17 protein-coding genes are annotated in these 17,274 nt (G+C 60.0%); 8 read left to right on the top strand and 9 right to left on the bottom strand.

Translation table 11 applies throughout. The annotated features are described in order from the left end of the window. Positions 1–107: 107 nt before the first annotated feature. The 3 genes from ABH909_RS05380 to ABH909_RS05390 form a co-directional block, all read right to left on the bottom strand. Positions 108–1,703, bottom strand: a complete 1,596-nt coding sequence (locus tag ABH909_RS05380) for a GMC family oxidoreductase N-terminal domain-containing protein (protein WP_429431061.1) — start codon at positions 1,701–1,703, stop codon at positions 108–110. A gap of 154 nt (positions 1,704–1,857) precedes the next feature. Beyond that, complete coding sequence (locus ABH909_RS05385; RefSeq protein WP_429431063.1) at positions 1,858–2,403, bottom strand: twin-arginine translocation pathway signal protein; 546 nt, start codon at positions 2,401–2,403, stop codon at positions 1,858–1,860. A gap of 28 nt (positions 2,404–2,431) precedes the next feature. Continuing rightward, on the bottom strand, positions 2,432–3,862 hold the full coding sequence (locus ABH909_RS05390; RefSeq protein WP_429431065.1) for a coniferyl aldehyde dehydrogenase: 1,431 nt from the start codon (positions 3,860–3,862) through the stop codon (positions 2,432–2,434). A gap of 146 nt (positions 3,863–4,008) precedes the next feature. On the opposite strand from ABH909_RS05390, the gene ABH909_RS05395 reads away from it, so the two are divergent. Together ABH909_RS05395 and ABH909_RS05400 are read left to right on the top strand one after the other, a co-directional pair. Further along, positions 4,009–4,680 carry a TetR/AcrR family transcriptional regulator gene (locus ABH909_RS05395; protein WP_429431067.1) on the top strand — a complete coding sequence of 224 codons (672 nt, stop codon included), beginning with the start codon at positions 4,009–4,011 and terminating at the stop codon, positions 4,678–4,680. Positions 4,681–4,724: 44 nt separating this feature from the next. Continuing rightward, the gene (locus tag ABH909_RS05400) at positions 4,725–5,579 is read left to right on the top strand and encodes a sulfurtransferase (RefSeq protein WP_429431069.1); all 855 of its coding nucleotides are present in this window, start codon (positions 4,725–4,727) and stop codon (positions 5,577–5,579) included. A 114-nt stretch (positions 5,580–5,693) separates the two neighbouring features. Here ABH909_RS05400 and ABH909_RS05405 read toward each other — a convergent pair whose 3' ends face one another. The 5 genes from ABH909_RS05405 to ABH909_RS05425 all read right to left on the bottom strand — a co-directional run bounded on the left by ABH909_RS05405 (position 5,694) and on the right by ABH909_RS05425 (position 11,082). After that, on the bottom strand, positions 5,694–6,536 hold the full coding sequence (locus tag ABH909_RS05405; RefSeq protein WP_429431071.1) for an AraC family ligand binding domain-containing protein: 843 nt from the start codon (positions 6,534–6,536) through the stop codon (positions 5,694–5,696). 3 nt (positions 6,537–6,539) lie between these two features. Next, positions 6,540–7,550 carry a hydrolase gene (locus tag ABH909_RS05410; protein WP_429431073.1) on the bottom strand — a complete coding sequence of 337 codons (1,011 nt, stop codon included), beginning with the start codon at positions 7,548–7,550 and terminating at the stop codon, positions 6,540–6,542. 73 nt (positions 7,551–7,623) lie between these two features. After that, positions 7,624–8,241 (bottom strand): 16S rRNA (guanine(966)-N(2))-methyltransferase RsmD, encoded by a 618-nt coding sequence (gene rsmD, locus ABH909_RS05415; protein WP_429431075.1) that lies wholly within the window; start codon positions 8,239–8,241, stop codon positions 7,624–7,626. A 2-nt stretch (positions 8,242–8,243) separates the two neighbouring features. Further along, positions 8,244–9,734, bottom strand: coding sequence for a M16 family metallopeptidase (locus ABH909_RS05420; RefSeq protein ID WP_429431077.1), 1,491 nt, complete (start codon positions 9,732–9,734; stop codon positions 8,244–8,246). Further along, a complete protein-coding gene (locus ABH909_RS05425; protein ID WP_429431079.1) occupies positions 9,727–11,082 on the bottom strand; it encodes a M16 family metallopeptidase in 1,356 nt (451 codons plus the stop codon). Before ABH909_RS05425 ends, ABH909_RS05420 begins: the two co-directional genes overlap by 8 nt. A 344-nt stretch (positions 11,083–11,426) precedes the next feature. Here ABH909_RS05425 and ftsY point away from each other — a divergent pair, with 344 nt between their 5' ends. The 4 genes from ftsY to rpoH all read left to right on the top strand — a co-directional run bounded on the left by ftsY (position 11,427) and on the right by rpoH (position 15,632). Beyond that, positions 11,427–12,971, top strand: coding sequence for a signal recognition particle-docking protein FtsY (gene ftsY, locus ABH909_RS05430; RefSeq protein ID WP_429431081.1), 1,545 nt, complete (start codon positions 11,427–11,429; stop codon positions 12,969–12,971). Continuing rightward, complete coding sequence (gene ftsE / locus ABH909_RS05435; RefSeq protein ID WP_018928694.1) at positions 12,968–13,639, top strand: cell division ATP-binding protein FtsE; 672 nt, start codon at positions 12,968–12,970, stop codon at positions 13,637–13,639. Before ftsY ends, ftsE begins: the two co-directional genes overlap by 4 nt. Then, positions 13,636–14,664, top strand: a complete 1,029-nt coding sequence (gene ftsX / locus ABH909_RS05440) for a permease-like cell division protein FtsX (RefSeq protein WP_429431083.1) — start codon at positions 13,636–13,638, stop codon at positions 14,662–14,664. Before ftsE ends, ftsX begins: the two co-directional genes overlap by 4 nt. A 113-nt stretch (positions 14,665–14,777) precedes the next feature. Next, on the top strand, positions 14,778–15,632 hold the full coding sequence (gene rpoH / locus ABH909_RS05445; protein WP_045059814.1) for an RNA polymerase sigma factor RpoH: 855 nt from the start codon (positions 14,778–14,780) through the stop codon (positions 15,630–15,632). A 180-nt stretch (positions 15,633–15,812) separates the two neighbouring features. Here rpoH and mtgA read toward each other — a convergent pair whose 3' ends face one another. Beyond that, complete coding sequence (gene mtgA / locus ABH909_RS05450) at positions 15,813–16,535, bottom strand: monofunctional biosynthetic peptidoglycan transglycosylase (RefSeq protein ID WP_429431085.1); 723 nt, start codon at positions 16,533–16,535, stop codon at positions 15,813–15,815. A gap of 73 nt (positions 16,536–16,608) precedes the next feature. Here mtgA and ABH909_RS05455 point away from each other — a divergent pair, with 73 nt between their 5' ends. Continuing rightward, positions 16,609–16,980, top strand: coding sequence for a DUF423 domain-containing protein (locus ABH909_RS05455; RefSeq protein WP_429431087.1), 372 nt, complete (start codon positions 16,609–16,611; stop codon positions 16,978–16,980). 90 nt (positions 16,981–17,070) lie between these two features. Next, a complete protein-coding gene (gene thiS, locus ABH909_RS05460) occupies positions 17,071–17,271 on the top strand; it encodes a sulfur carrier protein ThiS (RefSeq protein WP_007897898.1) in 201 nt (66 codons plus the stop codon). Positions 17,272–17,274: the final 3 nt, after the last annotated feature.

A 17,274-nucleotide genomic window follows, 5' to 3' on the forward strand; every position in this document is an offset into this window, starting at 1 on the left:
CCTGGCGGGAGTCCGTTGGGGAGTCGGATGGTATCGCAGCCTTCCCGGTCGGCCAAGTCGCCTGTTGGGTAAGAAAGCACTATAGACGATGGGAATATTCCGCCTTTTCATGGGTTTTTCAAACGTTCGGCCAGCGAAGTGGCCAATTGCGCCGTCAACCCGTAGACCGACAATTGTGGGTTTGCGCCAATGCTGGTGGGGAAAAGCGAGCCGTCATGAATCGACAGATTGCGCAATTGGTGATGTCGGCCGAGGCTGTCGGTCACGGCATTTTTCGGGTCTTCACCCATGGCACAACCGCCCATCACATGGGCACTGCCCAGACGTGTGCGATACAACTCAAGGCTCAGGCCATCAATCAGTGTGCGTGCTTCGGCCAGGGTTTTCACGTAGCGCGCATCGGCGTGCATCGGCATCACGGCGTTGGCGCCACCGGCGAACTGGATCTCGGCCATGCTGTGGAAAGCCCGGCGCAACCCGTCCCAGGCATAGGGTGAAACCTGATAGTCGAGCACCGGTGTGCCGTCACCGCGCAATTCAACGCTGCCGCCGGGACTGTCCGGATGAAAACCGTCCCGCAGCAACGCCAGCATGGCGTGGGTGTGCGGCAGGTTTTCCATATGCCGGGCGTTTTGCGTGCCGAAGCCGCCGAGCAGAGTGCTGGCCAGTGCCGGGTGCAACGGCGGGACCTCCAGTTTGTAAGACATCTTGCCGGTGGGGCCATCCTGCCACTGGAAATGGTCGGAATAGATCGATGGCGGTGCCCCGTAGAACGGGTTGATCACCTCATCGAACAATCCGGCAGACATGTTCACCAGATGCAGGAAGGTCCGTTTGCCCAGCCGCTCGTGAGGATCCGGCGCCTCGGAGCGCAACAGCAGCGCCGGGCTGTTGATCCCGCCGCCGGCCAGCACGTAATGCCGCGCCTTGACCGTAATCGTGCGTCCGGTGGGCGCAACGCAACGCTCATCCATCGCCACACATTGCAGCTCCGTAACCCTGCCGTCTTTGATCAACAGCTTTTCGGCGCGGGCCAGATAGAGCAGCTCGCCACCTTTTTCCAGGGTTGCCGGGATGGTCGTGACCAGCATCGATTGCTTGGCGTTGGTCGGGCAACCCATGCCGCAGTAGCCGATGTTCCAGCAGCCGCGCACGTTGCGCGGAATCACATGCCAGGCGTAGCCGAGTTTTTCACAGCCCTTGCGGATGACGTCGTTGTTGGCATTGGGCGGCACCCTCCACGGGGCGATACCCAGGCGTTGCTCCATTTTCTCGAACCAGGGCGCCATCTCGGCCGGTGTGTGGCCTATGACGTCGTGCTCTTTGGCCCAGTGTTCCAGCGTCGGGTCCGGGGTGCGAAAGCTCGACGTCCAGTTGACCAACGTGGTGCCGCCCACCGCCCGACCCTGGAGGATGGTAATTGCGCCGTCCTTGCTCATGCGCCCGATGCCTTCCTGATAGAGGCTGCTATAGGCCTGGTCTTCGAGCATCTTGAAGTCGCTGCTGGTCTTGAGCGGGCCTTCTTCGATCAGCAACACCTTGTAGCCGGCGGCGCTGAGGATTTCGGCGGTGGTCCCGCCGCCGGCACCGCTGCCGATGATTGCCACGTCCGCTTCGAGTGTCAGGTCCTGGGTCAGGCGGGCGCCGTTGCAGGTTTTCCAGCCACGGGCCAGGCCTTCGCGGAATGGATCGGGTACGGGCATGTTTGGGTTCTCTTATTATTTTGGATTCTGTGGTGAGGCGGCTGACGTCTTCGCGGGCAAGCCACGCTCCCACAGGTTTGAGGTAGCCCAACTTTTTGTGAACGACTCAAACCCTGTGGGAGCGTGGCTTGCCCGCGACAGGGTCGACTCGGTCTCAAACCGTAGGCGGCCCGGGATAGCCGCAATGCGCCCACGACTCCGCCCGGCTGTACCACGCCATCATTACCATTTGCACTAATGAGCTGTGGCCCATGCGCAGCAGGCTCAATGAGCTGTTTTGCCAACGGTCGAGAAAGTGCCGGATCTGTTCGCTGCTGGCGTTTTCCCAGCTGCCCCAAATCCCGGTCAGGGGGCCGCGAGTCACGGCCATCCCCAACACATCGAACAACTGCCGTGTGAGTTTGAGCATTTCCGGCGACAGGTGATTCAGGCCGTTATCCAGGCAGTGCAAGGTCTCGGCGACGGCGGCTGGCATTTTTTCGACGGCCACGGCGCCGTCGAGCATCACCGGAATCACTGCCCGCAAAAACAGCAGGTCGGCGCTGCGCAGAATCGCAAAACCGCTGGCCGGTGTATTCGACGAGCAGCCGCTGAGGCTCGCGCCTAATCCGGCGGTGGCCAGAAAAGCGCTGGCGCCGAGGCTGAATTTGAGTAGGCCGCGCCGTGACAGCGAGGGTGTATCGGACAGGCTTGGGCTCATTATTGTTATTACCCGGCGGTGAGGATGTTTAGCGGATAAACAGCTTCTGGATCAGTTTCTGAATGAATTTGCCGTACGGCGGGTAAATCAGCTTTGCCGCATTGAAACGCTGTTTGATCAGCACGCCTTTGGCCTTACTGAAGGTCAGGAAGCCTTCGTGGCCGTGGTAGTGGCCCATGCCCGAGGCACCGATGCCGCCAAACGGCATGTCGTCCTGAGCAACGTGCAGCAAGGTGTCATTGAGGCAAACGCCGCCGGAATGGGTTTCGTGGAGGACGCGGTTTTGCTCGCGCTTGTCGTAGCCGAAGTAATACAGCGCCAGTGGACGAGGCCGTTGGTTGATGTAGGCAAACGCTTCATCGAGATCCTTGTACGGCACGATTGGCAGCAGCGGGCCGAAGATTTCGTCCTGCATCACTGTCATGTCGTCGCTGACGTTGAGCAGCAGGCTATGACTCATGCGCCGGCCCTGGCCCTGATCGAACAGCGGAATCAGCAATGCGCCCTTACTAGTGGCGTCGCTAAGGTAGCCGTTGAGCCGCGCCAACTGCCGGTCGTTGATGATGGCGGTGTAGTCCGGGTTGTCGGCCAACGTCGGATAAAACCCGCGAACCGCCTGACGATAGGCTTCGACGAAAGGGCCGACGCGGTCTTCAGGCACCAGCACGTAGTCCGGGGCGACACAGGTTTGCCCTGCATTGAGGGTCTTGCCGAAAGCGATGCGTTCGGCGGCGTCCTTGAGCGGCACATCGCGGGAAACGATGGCCGGCGACTTGCCGCCCAGCTCGAGGGTCACCGGCGTCAGATTCTCGGCCGCCGCGCGCATCACGTGTTTGCCGATGCTGGTGGCGCCCGTGAACAGCAAGTGATCGAAACGCAACCGCGAGAACGCCACACCGATATCAGCCTCGCCCAGCACCACGCAGACCAGGTCCTGGGGAAAGATTCGGCCCAGCAACTCCTTGAGCAGCAAACCGGTGGCGGGGGTCGATTCGCTGAGTTTGAGCATCACCCGGTTGCCTGCCGACAATGCCCCCACCAGCGGTCCGATGGCCAGGAAAAGCGGATAGTTCCACGGCACGATCACGCCGACCACGCCCAACGGCTGATAAACCACTTTGGCTGACGCTGGCTGGAAGGCGAGGCCGACGTTGCGTCGCGAGGCCTTCATCCAGCTTTTGAGATGCCGGCTGGCGTAGTGAATGCCGTGCAGGCTGGGCATCAGTTCGGCGAGCAGGGTTTCATCGGCGCTGCGGTGGCTGAAATCCTGGCTGATCGCCTTGATCAGGGCTTGGCGCTCATCACTCAACAGCGTCTTCAGCGCCTTTAGCCATTGCAGGCGTTGAGCTGCCGGTGGCATCGGGTTGGCGGCATACGCCGCGCGCTGAGCATCGAACAGGGTTTGGAGCTCGTCCAGAGGCTGCTGCAGGTTCTTCAGGTAGGCAATGTCAGCAGGCATGGTCGGCACCGGATTTATTGGAATGAGGGACTTTTTAGAGTCTATGCTCTAGAAAGTCAAATAGCACTTTGGTACGGCTTTGTTTTAACCCCATGCGGATAGGTCGTAAGATGCCCCTCATCGCACTCTGAATTAAAGCTCAAGCCATGGCCCCTCGGATCAAAACCAGCGAGCGCATCGTGCAGAACAGCCTGGAGCTGTTCAATCAACTGGGCGAGCGCAGTATCAGCACCAACCACATTGCTGCCCACATGGAGATTTCCCCGGGCAACCTGTACTACCACTTCCCCAACAAGCAGGCGATTATCGCCGTGTTGTTCAGTGAGTACGAAAACCTGGTGGACAGCTTCCTGCGCCCGCCCCAGGGCCGCGCCGCGACGGTCGAAGACAAGCGTTTCTACCTCAAGGAACTGCTCGCCGCCATGTGGCAATACCGCTTCCTGCATCGCGACCTCGAGCATCTGCTCGACAGCGATCCTGAGCTGGCTGCCCGTTACCGGCGTTTTTCCCAGCGCTGCCTGATCCAGGGCACACACATCTACGCGGGTTTCGTCGAGGCCGGCATTCTGTGCATGGACAAGGTTCAAATCGAATCCCTGACCCTCAATGCCTGGATCATCCTCACCTCGTGGGTGCGTTTTCTATGCACGACGCGGGAAAACTCCAACCATCTGAGCGAGCAGGCGATCAAGCGGGGCGTTTACCAGGTGCTGGTGCTGGAGGCCGGGTTCGTCACCGATCAGGCTCGCGAGGCAGTGAATGCGCTGTTCCAGGAGTTTTATGTGCCGCTGGCCCAGGCGCTGGAAGAAGTGAGATAAAGCGTGCTGCAGCACTGAAACCGACAACATCACAGGAGCCCGTTATGCCCATTGCGCAACTGATCAGCCCGCAAGCGTTGGACCTGAAAAAGGAGACGCCTGGGCTGGTGATTCTGGATTGTCGTTTTGCCCTCGAAGACCCTGATTATGGTCAGCGCAGCTACGCCGAAGGGCATATTGCCGGATCAAGCTTTGCCGATCTTGAGCGTGATTTGAGCGGGACAGTGGTCAAGGGGGTTACCGGGCGCCACCCATTGCCTGAGCCCGCCGACTTGATCGAACGCTTTCAAGCCTGGGGCATCAACGCCGACAGCGAAGTGGTTTTGTACGATGATGGTCCCGGCGCCTACGCGGCGCGGGCCTGGTGGTTGCTGGCGTGGCTGGGCAAGCGCGATGGCGTGTTCATTCTCGATGGCGGGCTGAAAGCCTGGCATGCCGCCGGATTGCCTCTGAGTCTTGATCCTGCGTCGATCACCCGCGGCACCTTCACCGGGACGCCGGATGCTTCGTTGGTGCTCAGCGCCAAACAACTCCAGCAACGTCTGGGCCAGCCCTCGCTGACCTTGCTCGATGCCCGCGGCTTGCCGCGCTTCAAGGGTGAAGTGGAGCCGATCGATCCGATTGCCGGACACATCCCCGGCGCACAATGTGCCGCGTTCACCGATAACCTGGACAGCGACGGGCGCTTCCTGCCGGCCGAACAGCTCAAGCAGCGGTTTGCCGCCAAGCTCGGCGATCGTTCGTCGACGGAGTTGGTCGCGTACTGCGGTTCCGGTGTGACCGCCTGTCACAACCTGTTTGCCCTGTGCCTGGCGGGTTATCCGTTAGGAGCGTTGTATGCCGGGTCGTGGAGCGAGTGGATCAACGATCCTGCGCGAAGCGTTGCCAAGGGCGAGTAAACGCCAAACCAATGTGGGAGCGGGCTTGCTCGCGAAGGCGGTGTAACAGACGACATTAGTATCGACTGACCCACCGCTTTCGCGAGCAAGCCCGCTCCCACATTTCGATCTTCGTCATCCATAACCGCGTAGCTGCCGCGCGCTGCGATACGCCCCCGGTCCTACGCCGTAAACCTGTTTGAATTGCCGGCTCAGATGGCTCTGGTCGGCAAAACCCAGTTGCGTCGCGACTTCCAGTGGCAGGCAGCCGCGCTTTAACAGCGCCCGGGCCCGGGCGATACGCTGCTGCATCAACCAGGTGTGTGGCGGCATGCCCGTGGCCCTGCGGAATACTCGGGCGAAATGGAAGGGCGACAGGTTCACCGTTGTCGCCAGTTCTTCCAGCGAGGGCGGTGCCGCCAGGCGTGATTGCAGCAGCTCCTTCGCCAAGGTCACCGCCCGGTGTTCCTTGCCGGGTTTACCGGCAATTGGAACGGCTGCGTGACGTTGCAACAGCGACAGCATCATTTCCCGCCAAGCCGTTTGCTGCTGCAGCGCCGTGGACGGACTCTCCAGCAAACAATGCAGTTGGCAGAATCCCTTCACAAGATCCGGATCGCGATACAACGTGGCACCAAACGCCGGCAAGGTATCGGTTGGCAGTTCGAGCTCGTCCAACAGTGAAAGAATCTGCCCACTGTCGGGATAAAACGCCCGGTACAACCAACCGTCTTCCGTACCTTTATGGCCGGTGTGCAGTTCATCCGGGTTGATCAGCACCAGGGTGCCGCTGCCCGCCAGATGCTCGGCACCTCGATAGCGATAACGCTGGGCGCCGGCCATGATCATGCCGATCACATAGACGTCATGCACATGGGGGGCGAAGCGGTGTTCGATGTAGCGTGCGGACAATAACTCGACCCCGGCCAACGGCGCCGTTTGCCAGAAGTGAATCGACTCGCCCTGATCCGAACCCATGCTCTACTTGCGCCCTGTGGTGGCGAGCCATTGGGGAATGCGCCTTTCCAGGTAGTAACCCGGTTGCCGGAACGAGCCCTCGACGAAGCCGACATGCCCGCCCTTGGCCTGCAATTCGAATTGAGTGCAGGCAGACAATTCGTCGGCTTGCGGCAGGCTATGCGGAAAGACAAACGGGTCATCGGCTGCCTGGATAATCAGGGTTGGTGTGCGAATCTCCCCAAGGAAATAACGACTCGAAGCGCGACGATAATAATCCGCGGCATCGGCGAAACCATTCAGCGGCGCGGTGACCCGGCCATCGAAATCCCAGAAGGTGCGCATGTTCTCCAGCGAGCCCAGCGCCGCCAATGCCGCCAAGCCATCCTGATGCCCTTCATGCTGGAACCTGCGTTGCTTGTTCTTGATGTAGGCGACCATCTCCCGCATGAAATGCGCTTGATAGAATTTGGAAAAACCCTGGCTGATACGATCGGCACACTGGTCGAGCCGAAACGGCACCGACACTGCCACCGCACCGAGCACGCCGCTGTTGCTGCCGGTTTCGCCCAGGTGCTTGAGCAACACATTGCCGCCCATGGAGTAACCGACCGCATACAGCGGTGCGAGAGGGCGCTGGGTTCGCAGGTGCTTGATGGTTTCGGCCAGGTCTTCACTGGCCCCTGAATGGTAACTGCGTGGCAACAGATTGGGTTCGCCGGAACAGCCTCGCCAGTTCAGCGCGACGCTGGCCCAGCCTTGGGCGCTCAGTGCCTTTTGCACGCCAGCCACGTAAGGCGAATTCGATGAGCCGGTCAGGCCGTGCAGCACCAGCACCAATGGCGCATTTGTGCTGTGGGGGCCGTGCCAGTCCAGGTCAAGGAAGTCGCCATCTTCGAGCCACAAGCGTTCGCGCTGGCGATCGATATGTGTGGTTTTGCGCCACAGCGGTCCCCACAAGGTTTGTAGGTGCGGATTGCCCAGGCCGTAGGCGGGGCTGAATTGGGGGGTGAAGCGTTCTGGCAGATGGGACACGATTGCTCTCGATGCAGCGGTGCTTACCCGCAGCGTTAACTGACTGAGCTTCGCACCGTTTTTACAGGCCGGACTAACCGGCGGTCCCTGCCATACGTTGCCACAACGCGTAGTACACCCGTCCTGATTTCTGCTCCCGATGCAGGCGCCAATTTTCTGGCAAACCCAATATCGACGGTGCCGTTTCGCTTTCAGTGTAGACCCACGCATCGTCACTCAGCCACTGACGCTCCTCGAGCAAGGTGCAAACGGCAGGTAGCAGATTCTGATTGAACGGCGGGTCTAGAAACACCAGATCGAACGCCGTGGCCGGTTGGGTTTCCAGATAGCGCAAGGCGTCGGCAGTCTGTACCTGGCCGGTTGTGCAGCGCAGGGTGCCCAGATGTTCCTTGATGCTCGCTACCGCAATGTTGCTTGCATCCAGTGCCTGGCCCATTGCTGCGCCACGGGACAAAGCCTCGAGAAACAATGCGCCGCTACCGGCAAAGGGGTCGAGCACCTTGGCCCCGGCGACATAGGGCGCGAGCCAGTTGAAGAGGGTTTCACGGACTCGGTCCGGCGTTGGACGCAGGCCGGGAGCGTAAGGAAAACCGAGCTTTCGGCTGCGCCACTCGCCACCGATGATGCGCAGTTGATTCACACCGTTATGCACGTTGTGAACAGGTTTTTTTGGATGCGATGATCGGCCCATCATTAATGCTCCGGAACCCCGAGCGGTTGCTCGGCAGGTTTGTCAGTAGGGGCCGGCAACGGCTTTTGTGGCACGGTCGGGCCAGCGCTGACGATGACCAGTTTGTCCGTGCTCAGGTGTTTGTTCAATGCGGTTTTGACTTGCTCGACAGTCAGGCTCTGGGACTGCTGCATGAAGTCTTCCAGATAGCTCAGCGGCAAGTTGTAGAAGCCCATGGCGCCCAGCTGACCGACGATATCGGCGTTGCTGGCGGTGGATAGCGGAAAGCTGCCGGCCAGTTCACGCTTGGCGTCGTCGAGTTCTTTCTGGGTGGGGCCGGTCTTAAGGTAGTCGGCGAGTACATCCTGTACCAGTTTCAGGGTGCCTTCGCTCATCTCGGCGCGGGTTTGCAGGTTGATCATGAACGGGCCGCGAACCTGCATCGGGCTGAAACCCGAATACACGCCATAGGCCAGACCGCGCTTCTCGCGCACTTCGCTCATCAACCGGGTGCCGAAGCCACCGCCGCCAAGGATCTGATTGCCCAGCGACAACGCTGCGTAATCCGGATCGTCACGGTCGATGCCCAGTTGCGCGATCATCAGGTTGGTCTGCTTGGACGGAAACTCGATGTGGCCGATGCTGGGCTTGGGGTCGGTCGGTTGTTCGATTTTCACCAGGGCCGGCCCTTTGGGCAGATCGGCGGACACTTGTGCGGCAACCGCCTCGGCCTCGGCGCGGGACAGGTCGCCCACCAGCGCGATCACCACGTTACCGGCGGCGTAGGCTTTCTGATGGAAGGCCCGCAACTGCGCCAGGGTAATCGGTGGAATGCTTTTCGCCGTGCCATCGCTGGAATGCGCGTACGGGTGATCGCCATACAAGCGGTTCATCAGCTCCAGGCTGGCGAGCTTGCCGGCGTTTTGTTTCTGGTATTCGAAGCCCGCCAGCATCTGGTTCTTGATACGGGCAAAGGAATCGGCGGGGAGGGTCGGTTTGCCGACGACTTCAGCAAACAGCTTCAAGGCAGGCTCGCGTTTATCCGCGGCACTGAGGCTGCGCAACGAGGCAATCGCCATGTCTTTATAGGCGCCGTTACCGAAGTCAGCCCCCAGGCCTTCGAAGCCCTGGGCGATAGCGCTGACATCCTTGCCGGCCACCCCTTCATTGAGCATGGCATTGGTCAGCAGTGCCAGGCCGGGAGCATCGCCGTCCTGGCTGCTGCCAGCGGCGAAGATCAGGCGCATGTCGAACATCGGCAGCTCACGGGCTTCGACGAACAATACCTTGGCGCCTTCGGCGGTGTTCCAGGTTTGTACGTTCAGCGAGCGATGGCTTGGGGCCTTGCCGTCGAGTTCTGCCAGCGATTGCAGTTTCTGGCTGGCCTTGGCCTTGTCGAGGGCTTCGCTGGCGCTGGTTTTGTCAGACTTGGAGAAATAGAAGACGCCAGACCCCAGCAATGCAATGACGATCAGGCCGATCAGGGCCAGGCGCGGTTTTTTACGCTCACTCATGAGTCGTCTCCTGTGGCAGTACATGGGCGACGCTGAGACGTGCGCGAGTGAAGTACAGCTTGGCGGCCTTCTGGATGTCTTGCGGGGTCACGCTTTCCAGATCGGCGAGTTCGGTGTCCATCAGTTTCCAGGACAGCCCGACGGTTTCCAATTGGCCAATGGCGGTGGCCTGGCTGGTGATCGAGTCACGCTCGTAGACTAGGCCGGCAATTACCTGCGCCCGTACGCGCTCCAGCTCTTCAGTGGACGGCGCCGTGGTTTTCAGCTGCTCAAGCAGTTTCCACAGGCCGGCTTCCGCCTGGGCCATGGTTTTCTTTTTCTGGGTGTTCGGCGTAGCCGACAGGGTAAACAGGCTGTCGCCGCGGGTGTAAGCGTTGTAGCTCGACGAGCCGCCGGACACCAGCTCTTCGCCGCGTTCCAATTGCGTCGGGATCCGGCCGCTGTAGCCGCCATCGAGCAGTGCGGAAATCAGGCGCAGAGCGTTCACCGAGCGTTTGTCTTCAGCGGTGACGATGCTCGGCACATTGAAGGCCAGCATCAGGCTCGGCAATTGAGTCTGCACATGCAGGGTGATCTTGCGTTCGCCGGGCTCGGCCAGCTCCAGCGGGATTTTCGCGGATGGCACGGCGCGCTTGGCGATCGGGCCGAAGTAGCGCTGGGCCAGGGTTTTGACTTCGTCCGGGGTGACGTCACCGACCACCACCAGAGTGGCGTTATTCGGCACATACCAGGATTGATACCAGTGGCGCAGTTCTTCGATCTTCATGCGGTCGAGGTCCGCCATCCAGCCAATGGTCGGTGTGTGATAACCGCTGGCGGGGTAGGCCATGGCCACGAAGCGCTCGTAGGCCTTGGACATCGGCTTGTCATCGGTGCGCAGGCGACGTTCTTCCTTGATCACCTCGATCTCGCGGGTGAACTCGTCGGCCGGCAGGCGCAGGTTGGCCATGCGGTCGGCTTCCAGCTCGAAGGCCACGCCCAGACGATCACGGGCCAGTACTTGGTAATACGCGGTGAAGTCATCGCTGGTGAACGCATTCTCTTCGGCACCGAGGTCGCGCAGGATCAACGACGCTTCGCCGGGGCCGACCTTCTCGCTGCCCTTGAACATCATGTGTTCCAGCGCATGGGACAACCCGGTCTGACCCGGGGTCTCGTAGCTTGAGCCGACCTTGTACCAGACCTGGGAAACCACGACTGGCGCACGATGGTCTTCGCGCACGACGACCTTCAGGCCGTTGTCGAGGGTGAATTCGTGGGTGGGTTGTGGATCGGCAGCCAGGGCTGAGAGGGGCAGACAAACTGTACTGAACAGCAGGCCTGCAGCGCGGCGGGCTAGAGCATTCATTCGTTTTTAAACCTGTTGGGCTGCCCGCTTGGTCTTAGCGTCGGCGGGCGAGAGGGTGCTAGGATACTGATCCGTTTTACTGACGGCCACGCCTATCAGGCCTTTACGTTTGATCAGGTTGTATGGGTTTACGGCAGAAGGCTGGAGTTTATCGACTAAACTCTGCTCTTTCGCCGATTTTGCCGCTTCAGTCCTTCGTGAAATCGTTTTTTGCAAGGTGCCGTTTGCACCTCGACAAAATGTTGCGCGTGAACAAGCTGGATGAATCGCAGTCTGTTCTGCATCGAATTATTTATTGCCGAGGCGCCCTTTGGCGCATCGCTACCGTGAGATAGCCGTCCTCCATGTTTGGTTCCAACGACGACAAGAAGACCCCAGCTGCGGCTGGCGAGAAGAAAAGCCTGTTCGGATGGCTGCGCAAAAAGCCGCAGGAACCCGTTGTCGAACAGCCACAACCACTTCCTGAGCCAACACCTGCGCCAGTTTTGGAAGAAGCGCCCGCGCCGGTTGCCCTGCCGATCGCCGAGCCGGTACTGCAATCCGCGGCCGAGCCTGCGCCGGAACCTGAAACCGAAGTCGTGGCCCCATTGCCACTGACGCCTGCCGCCGAGCCATGGCTGACGTTGCCGGTGGCGGAAGAGCCGGTGGCATTGGTCGAAGATGAGCAGGCAGCTCACTTCACGCCGCCGATCCCGGCCCCGACTGCGTTTGCGCCTGAGCCGGTTCGTGCGCCAGTGGTTGAGCCAATGGTTGAACCTGTGTTCGTGGCCGGGCCTGCGCCGGTTGCTCCAGAACCTGTAGTGCCGGTATTTGTTGCTCCCGCTCCGGTTGCTCCGATTGTTCAAGTGCCTGCGCCTGCGCCTGCACCTGCACCTGCACCGGTTATCGCTCCTGTCGCCGCCGCGCCTGTTGTGCCCGTCGAAACTCCGGTGGAGCCGGTGCGTACCGAAGAGACCAAAGCCGGTTTCTTCGCCCGTCTCAAACAAGGCTTGTCCAAGACCAGCGCCAGCATTGGCGAGGGCATGGCCAGCCTGTTCCTCGGCAAGAAAATCATCGATGACGAGTTGCTCGAAGACATCGAGACCCGTCTGCTGACCGCCGATGTCGGCGTCGAAGCGACCTCGGTGATCATTCAGCGCCTGACCCAGAAAGTCGCCCGCAAAGAGCTGGCCGATGCCGACGCGTTGTACAAATCCTTGCAGGCGGAACTGGCGGCGATGCTCAAACCCGTCGAACAGCCGCTGAAAATCACCTCACAGAACAAGCCATTCGTGATTCTGGTGGTGGGCGTCAACGGCGCCGGCAAAACCACCACCATCGGCAAACTGGCGAAGAAGCTGCAACTGGAAGGCAAGAAAGTCATGCTCGCCGCCGGTGATACTTTCCGCGCCGCAGCGGTCGAGCAATTGCAGGTCTGGGGTGAGCGCAACAAGATTCCGGTGATCGCCCAGCACACCGGCGCCGACTCGGCTTCGGTCATCTTCGATGCCGTGCAGGCCGCCAAGGCTCGTGGCATTGACGTGCTGATCGCCGACACTGCCGGTCGCTTGCACACCAAAGATAACCTGATGGAAGAACTGAAAAAGGTTCGCCGGGTGATCGGCAAGCTCGACGCCGATGCGCCGCACGAAGTGCTGTTGGTGCTCGACGCCGGTACCGGCCAGAACGCCATCAATCAGGCCAAGCAATTCAACCAGACCGTCGAACTGACCGGCCTGGCACTGACCAAACTCGACGGCACTGCCAAGGGCGGGGTGATTTTCGCCTTGGCCAAGCAGTTTGGTTTGCCGATTCGCTACATCGGCGTCGGCGAAGGCATCGACGATTTGCGTACTTTTGAAGCAGAACCCTTTGTCCAGGCATTGTTTGCCGAGCGGGAGCGTTCATGATTCGTTTCGAGCAGGTCGGTAAACGCTACCCGAATGGTCACGTCGGCTTGCATGAGCTGAGCTTTCGAGTCCGTCGGGGCGAATTCTTGTTTGTCACTGGCCATTCCGGCGCCGGTAAAAGCACCTTGTTGCGCCTGCTGCTGGCCATGGAACGTCCGACCACCGGCAAATTGCTGCTGGCAGGGCAAGACCTGAGCACCATCAGCAATGCGCAAATTCCGTTCCTGCGCCGGCAAATCGGCGTTGTGTTTCAGAATCACCAGCTGCTGTTCGATCGCACGGTGTTCAACAACGTCGCGTTGCCGCTGCAGATCCTTGGCCTGTCCAAGGCCGAAGTCGTCAAGCGCGTGGATTCGGCCCTGGAGCGCGTGGCGCTCTCGGACAAGACCGATCTCTACCCTGGCGACCTGTCCACCGGCCAGCAACAGCGGGTCGGCATCGCTCGCGCCATCGTCCACCGTCCGGCCTTGCTGCTGGCGGATGAACCGACCGGTAACCTCGATCCGCGTCTGGCGGCAGAAATCATGGGCGTGTTCGAAGACATCAACCGTCTGGGCACCAGCGTGCTGATCGCCAGTCACGACCTGGCACTGATTGCCCGCATGCGTCATCGCATGCTCACTTTGCAGCGTGGCCGATTGATCGGCGACGGGGAGGCTGGCGTATGAGTGCGACACGTAGCCCCAAGGTTTCCGAGCGCGTAGCCCCGAAGGCTGCTGATCCGCAACCGCAGTCGCAGAAGAAAAAGCGCGACGATGACGATGGCCCGGACTTCCCTACGCTGTTCCGCGCCTGGATCGAAAGCCATCGCGCCAGTCTGCTGGACAGCTTGCGACGGTTGGGCAAACACCCGATCGGCAGCTTTTTCACCTGCATGGTGATGGCAGTTGCCTTGAGTTTGCCGATGGGCCTGTCACTTTTGCTAAATAACGTCGAGCGTCTAGGCGGTTCCTGGCAGCGTGCGGCGCAGATTTCCTTGTACCTGCAACTCGATGCGAGCCCTGAACAGGGCGAGTCGTTGTGCGAGCAGATCAAGGGCATGCCGGGTGTGGCCGAGGCCGAATACGTGGGTCGCGATCAGGCGCTGGAAGAATTCCAGCAGCAGTCCGGACTGGGCGAAGCGCTCAAGGAACTCCCGGAAAACCCGCTGCCGGGCGTGGTTCTGGTGACTCCGGACGAGGTCGACAAGCCCGCGCTTGAAGCATTGAGACAAAAACTTTCCGAATTGCCGAAGGTACAACAGGCGCAACTTGATCTAGTCTGGGTCGAGCGTCTGGCAGCTATCCTCAAGCTGGGTGACCGTTTTGTCTTCGGTCTGACCGTACTTTTGGTTTCTGCATTACTTTTGGTGATAGGCAATACCATTCGTCTTCATATTGAAAACCGCCGCACAGAGATAGAAGTGATTAAACTCGTCGGCGGCACTGACAGCTATGTGCGCAGGCCCTTTCTGTATATGGGCGCGCTTTATGGCTTTGGGGCGGGGATTCTTTCTTGGGGTGTATTGGCGTTCGGCCTGAACTGGCTGAACGACGCGGTAGTCGGACTGGCCGGTTTGTACGGCAGTGATTTCGCGCTGGCCGGAGTGCCAGTTGCCGACGGTCTATCGCTCTTGCTTGGCGCGGTGCTGTTGGGGTATATCGGTGCATGGATTGCAGTTGCACGCCACCTGCGGGAGCTTGCGCCAAAGTAATATCATTTTGCTCGTATTGACCTTTCAGCGTTTATGGGAACTTGTCTTTTGGTTTCCGGTCAATTTTCGCAGTGCTGAACTGCACGAGTTATGTAAGTCGGAGGTTTTTTCGTATGACCAATTCTTTGCAACCTGCATATGCTCTGGTCCCGGGTGCAAACCTGGAGGCCTATGTGCACACGGTGAACAGCATTCCATTGCTGACGCCGGAGCAGGAGCGCGAACTGGCCGAGAGTCTCTATTATGAGCAGGATTTGGGGGCGGCTCGGCAGATGGTGCTCGCCCACCTGCGTTTTGTCGTACACATTGCCCGTAGCTATTCCGGCTACGGTCTGGCCCAGGCTGACCTGATTCAGGAAGGCAACGTCGGCCTGATGAAGGCAGTCAAGCGTTTCAATCCGGAAATGGGTGTGCGCCTGGTGTCCTTTGCGGTGCACTGGATCAAGGCGGAAATCCACGAGTTCATCCTGCGCAACTGGCGAATCGTGAAAGTCGCGACCACCAAGGCTCAGCGCAAGCTGTTCTTCAACCTGCGCGGCCAGAAGAAACGTCTGGCCTGGCTGAACAACGAGGAAGTCCATCGTGTGGCGGAAAGCCTCGGCGTAGAGCCGCGGGAAGTGCGCGAGATGGAAAGTCGCCTGACCGGCCATGACATGGCTTTCGACCCGGCAGCGGAAGCGGACGACGACAGTGCATTCCAGTCGCCGGCCAACTATCTGGAAGACCACCGGTACGACCCGGCCCGTCAACTGGAAGACGCCGACTGGAGCGACAACTCCAATCACAACCTGCACGAAGCGCTCGAAGTGCTGGACGACCGCAGCCGCGACATCCTCTACCAGCGCTGGCTGGCAGAAGAAAAAGCTACGCTGCACGACCTGGCGCAGAAGTACAACGTGTCGGCCGAGCGTATTCGTCAGCTCGAGAAGAGCGCGATGAACAAGCTCAAGTTGTCGATCGCCGCATAACCTGCGCACCGGCCATAAAAAACGCCCCGATCATTGATCGGGGCGTTTTTGTTTGTGCACTACACCACAAAACTAATGTGGGAGCGGGCTTGCTCGCGAATGCGGTGCATCAGTCAACATTAAAGCTGAATGACACACCGCATTCGCGAGCAAGCCCGCTCCCACAGGGGAGCTTCAGCGTTATTGAGACCAAGGCGCCCGACGCGAATCGTTGAGGCCGACCAGATAGCTATCACCACCCAACTGACTCATCTGCTGGCGAATCCACCCGGCTCTTCTTGCAACGTAAGAGGTTGGATGGCTGGCGCTCCACACCCGCGGGTTTGGCAGTACCGCAGCCAGTAAACTTGCCTGCTGTCGGGATATCGAGCGAGCGCTCACACCAAAGTGATGCCGGGCCGCCGCTTCGGCGCCAAACACGCCTTCATCCCACTCGACGCTGTTGAGGTACACCTCAAGAATCCGCTGTTTGGGCCAGAGTACCTCGATCAGCCCGGTAAACCAGGCTTCCAGACCCTTGCGCAGCCAGCTGCGTCCAGACCACAGAAACAGGTTTTTCGACACTTGTTGGCTCAAGGTGCTGGCGCCACGAAGCGAGCCGCCGCGCTCGTTATGCGCAAACGCTGCCTGAATCGCGCCGATATCGAAGCCCCAATGTTCGGGAAACTTCTGGTCTTCACCAGCAATCACGGCGACTTTCAGGTCGTCGGAGATTTCATCCCAAGGTTTCCAGGTGCGTTGCAGGTCAATGGGTTCGCCGTCGAGCCAGGATTCGATCTTGCGCTCGACCATCAACGCCGTTCCCGGTGGCGGCACCACCCGGAACAGCAACACCAGCAATACGCTGCCAGCCCCGAACCAGAGCAGGGCCTTTGTGAAACGACGGAAAATTAACTGCAGCATAGAGATGGCTTGGCCGAACCCGTTGAGCCGGCCATTATACAGACCCTGTTGATCGAGTCTGACTGGAGTTCTCATGTTGCATGGCTTCCTGATGCTGGCTGCTTTTTTCGGCTTCACCGGTGTTGCCTTGGGCGCATTCGCCGCTCATGGGCTGAAAAGCCGCCTGAGTGCCGAGTACCTGGCGATTTTTCATACGGGCGTCACCTATCAACTGGTGCATACCCTGGCGTTACTGGGTGTAGCGCTGTTGGCCACGCAGATTCCCGGTCGACTGATTACGTGGGCTGGCGCATCATTTGCCATTGGCATTTTGTTGTTTTCCGGCAGCCTGTACCTGCTGACGATGACGGGCATCGGCAAGCTCGGGATCGTGACGCCCTTCGGTGGCCTGGCATTCCTGGTTGGCTGGTTTTGCCTGGGGCTTGCCGCCTGGCGGTTGAGCTGACCACGCGGTCCATTTCGTGACGAATGGCTTGGGTCGGCCTGACTGATCGGGCTAGAATGCCAGCCCCTAAAAATGATGGCGGCATTCGGTATGCGCATTCAATTGAACGGCGAATCCCTTGAACTGCCCGACGGTGAAACCGTTGCGGCCCTGCTGACCCGTCTGGAACTGACCGGACGCCGGGTGGCGGTCGAGCTCAATCTGGATATCGTCCCGCGCAGCCAGCACGCAGAAACCACGCTGAACGACGGCGATTCCGTCGAGGTGGTACACGCCATCGGCGGCGGCTAGCTG

Source organism: Pseudomonas sp. BS3782 TE3695, from assembly GCF_050435305.1.
Lineage (GTDB): Bacteria > Pseudomonadota > Gammaproteobacteria > Pseudomonadales > Pseudomonadaceae > Aquipseudomonas.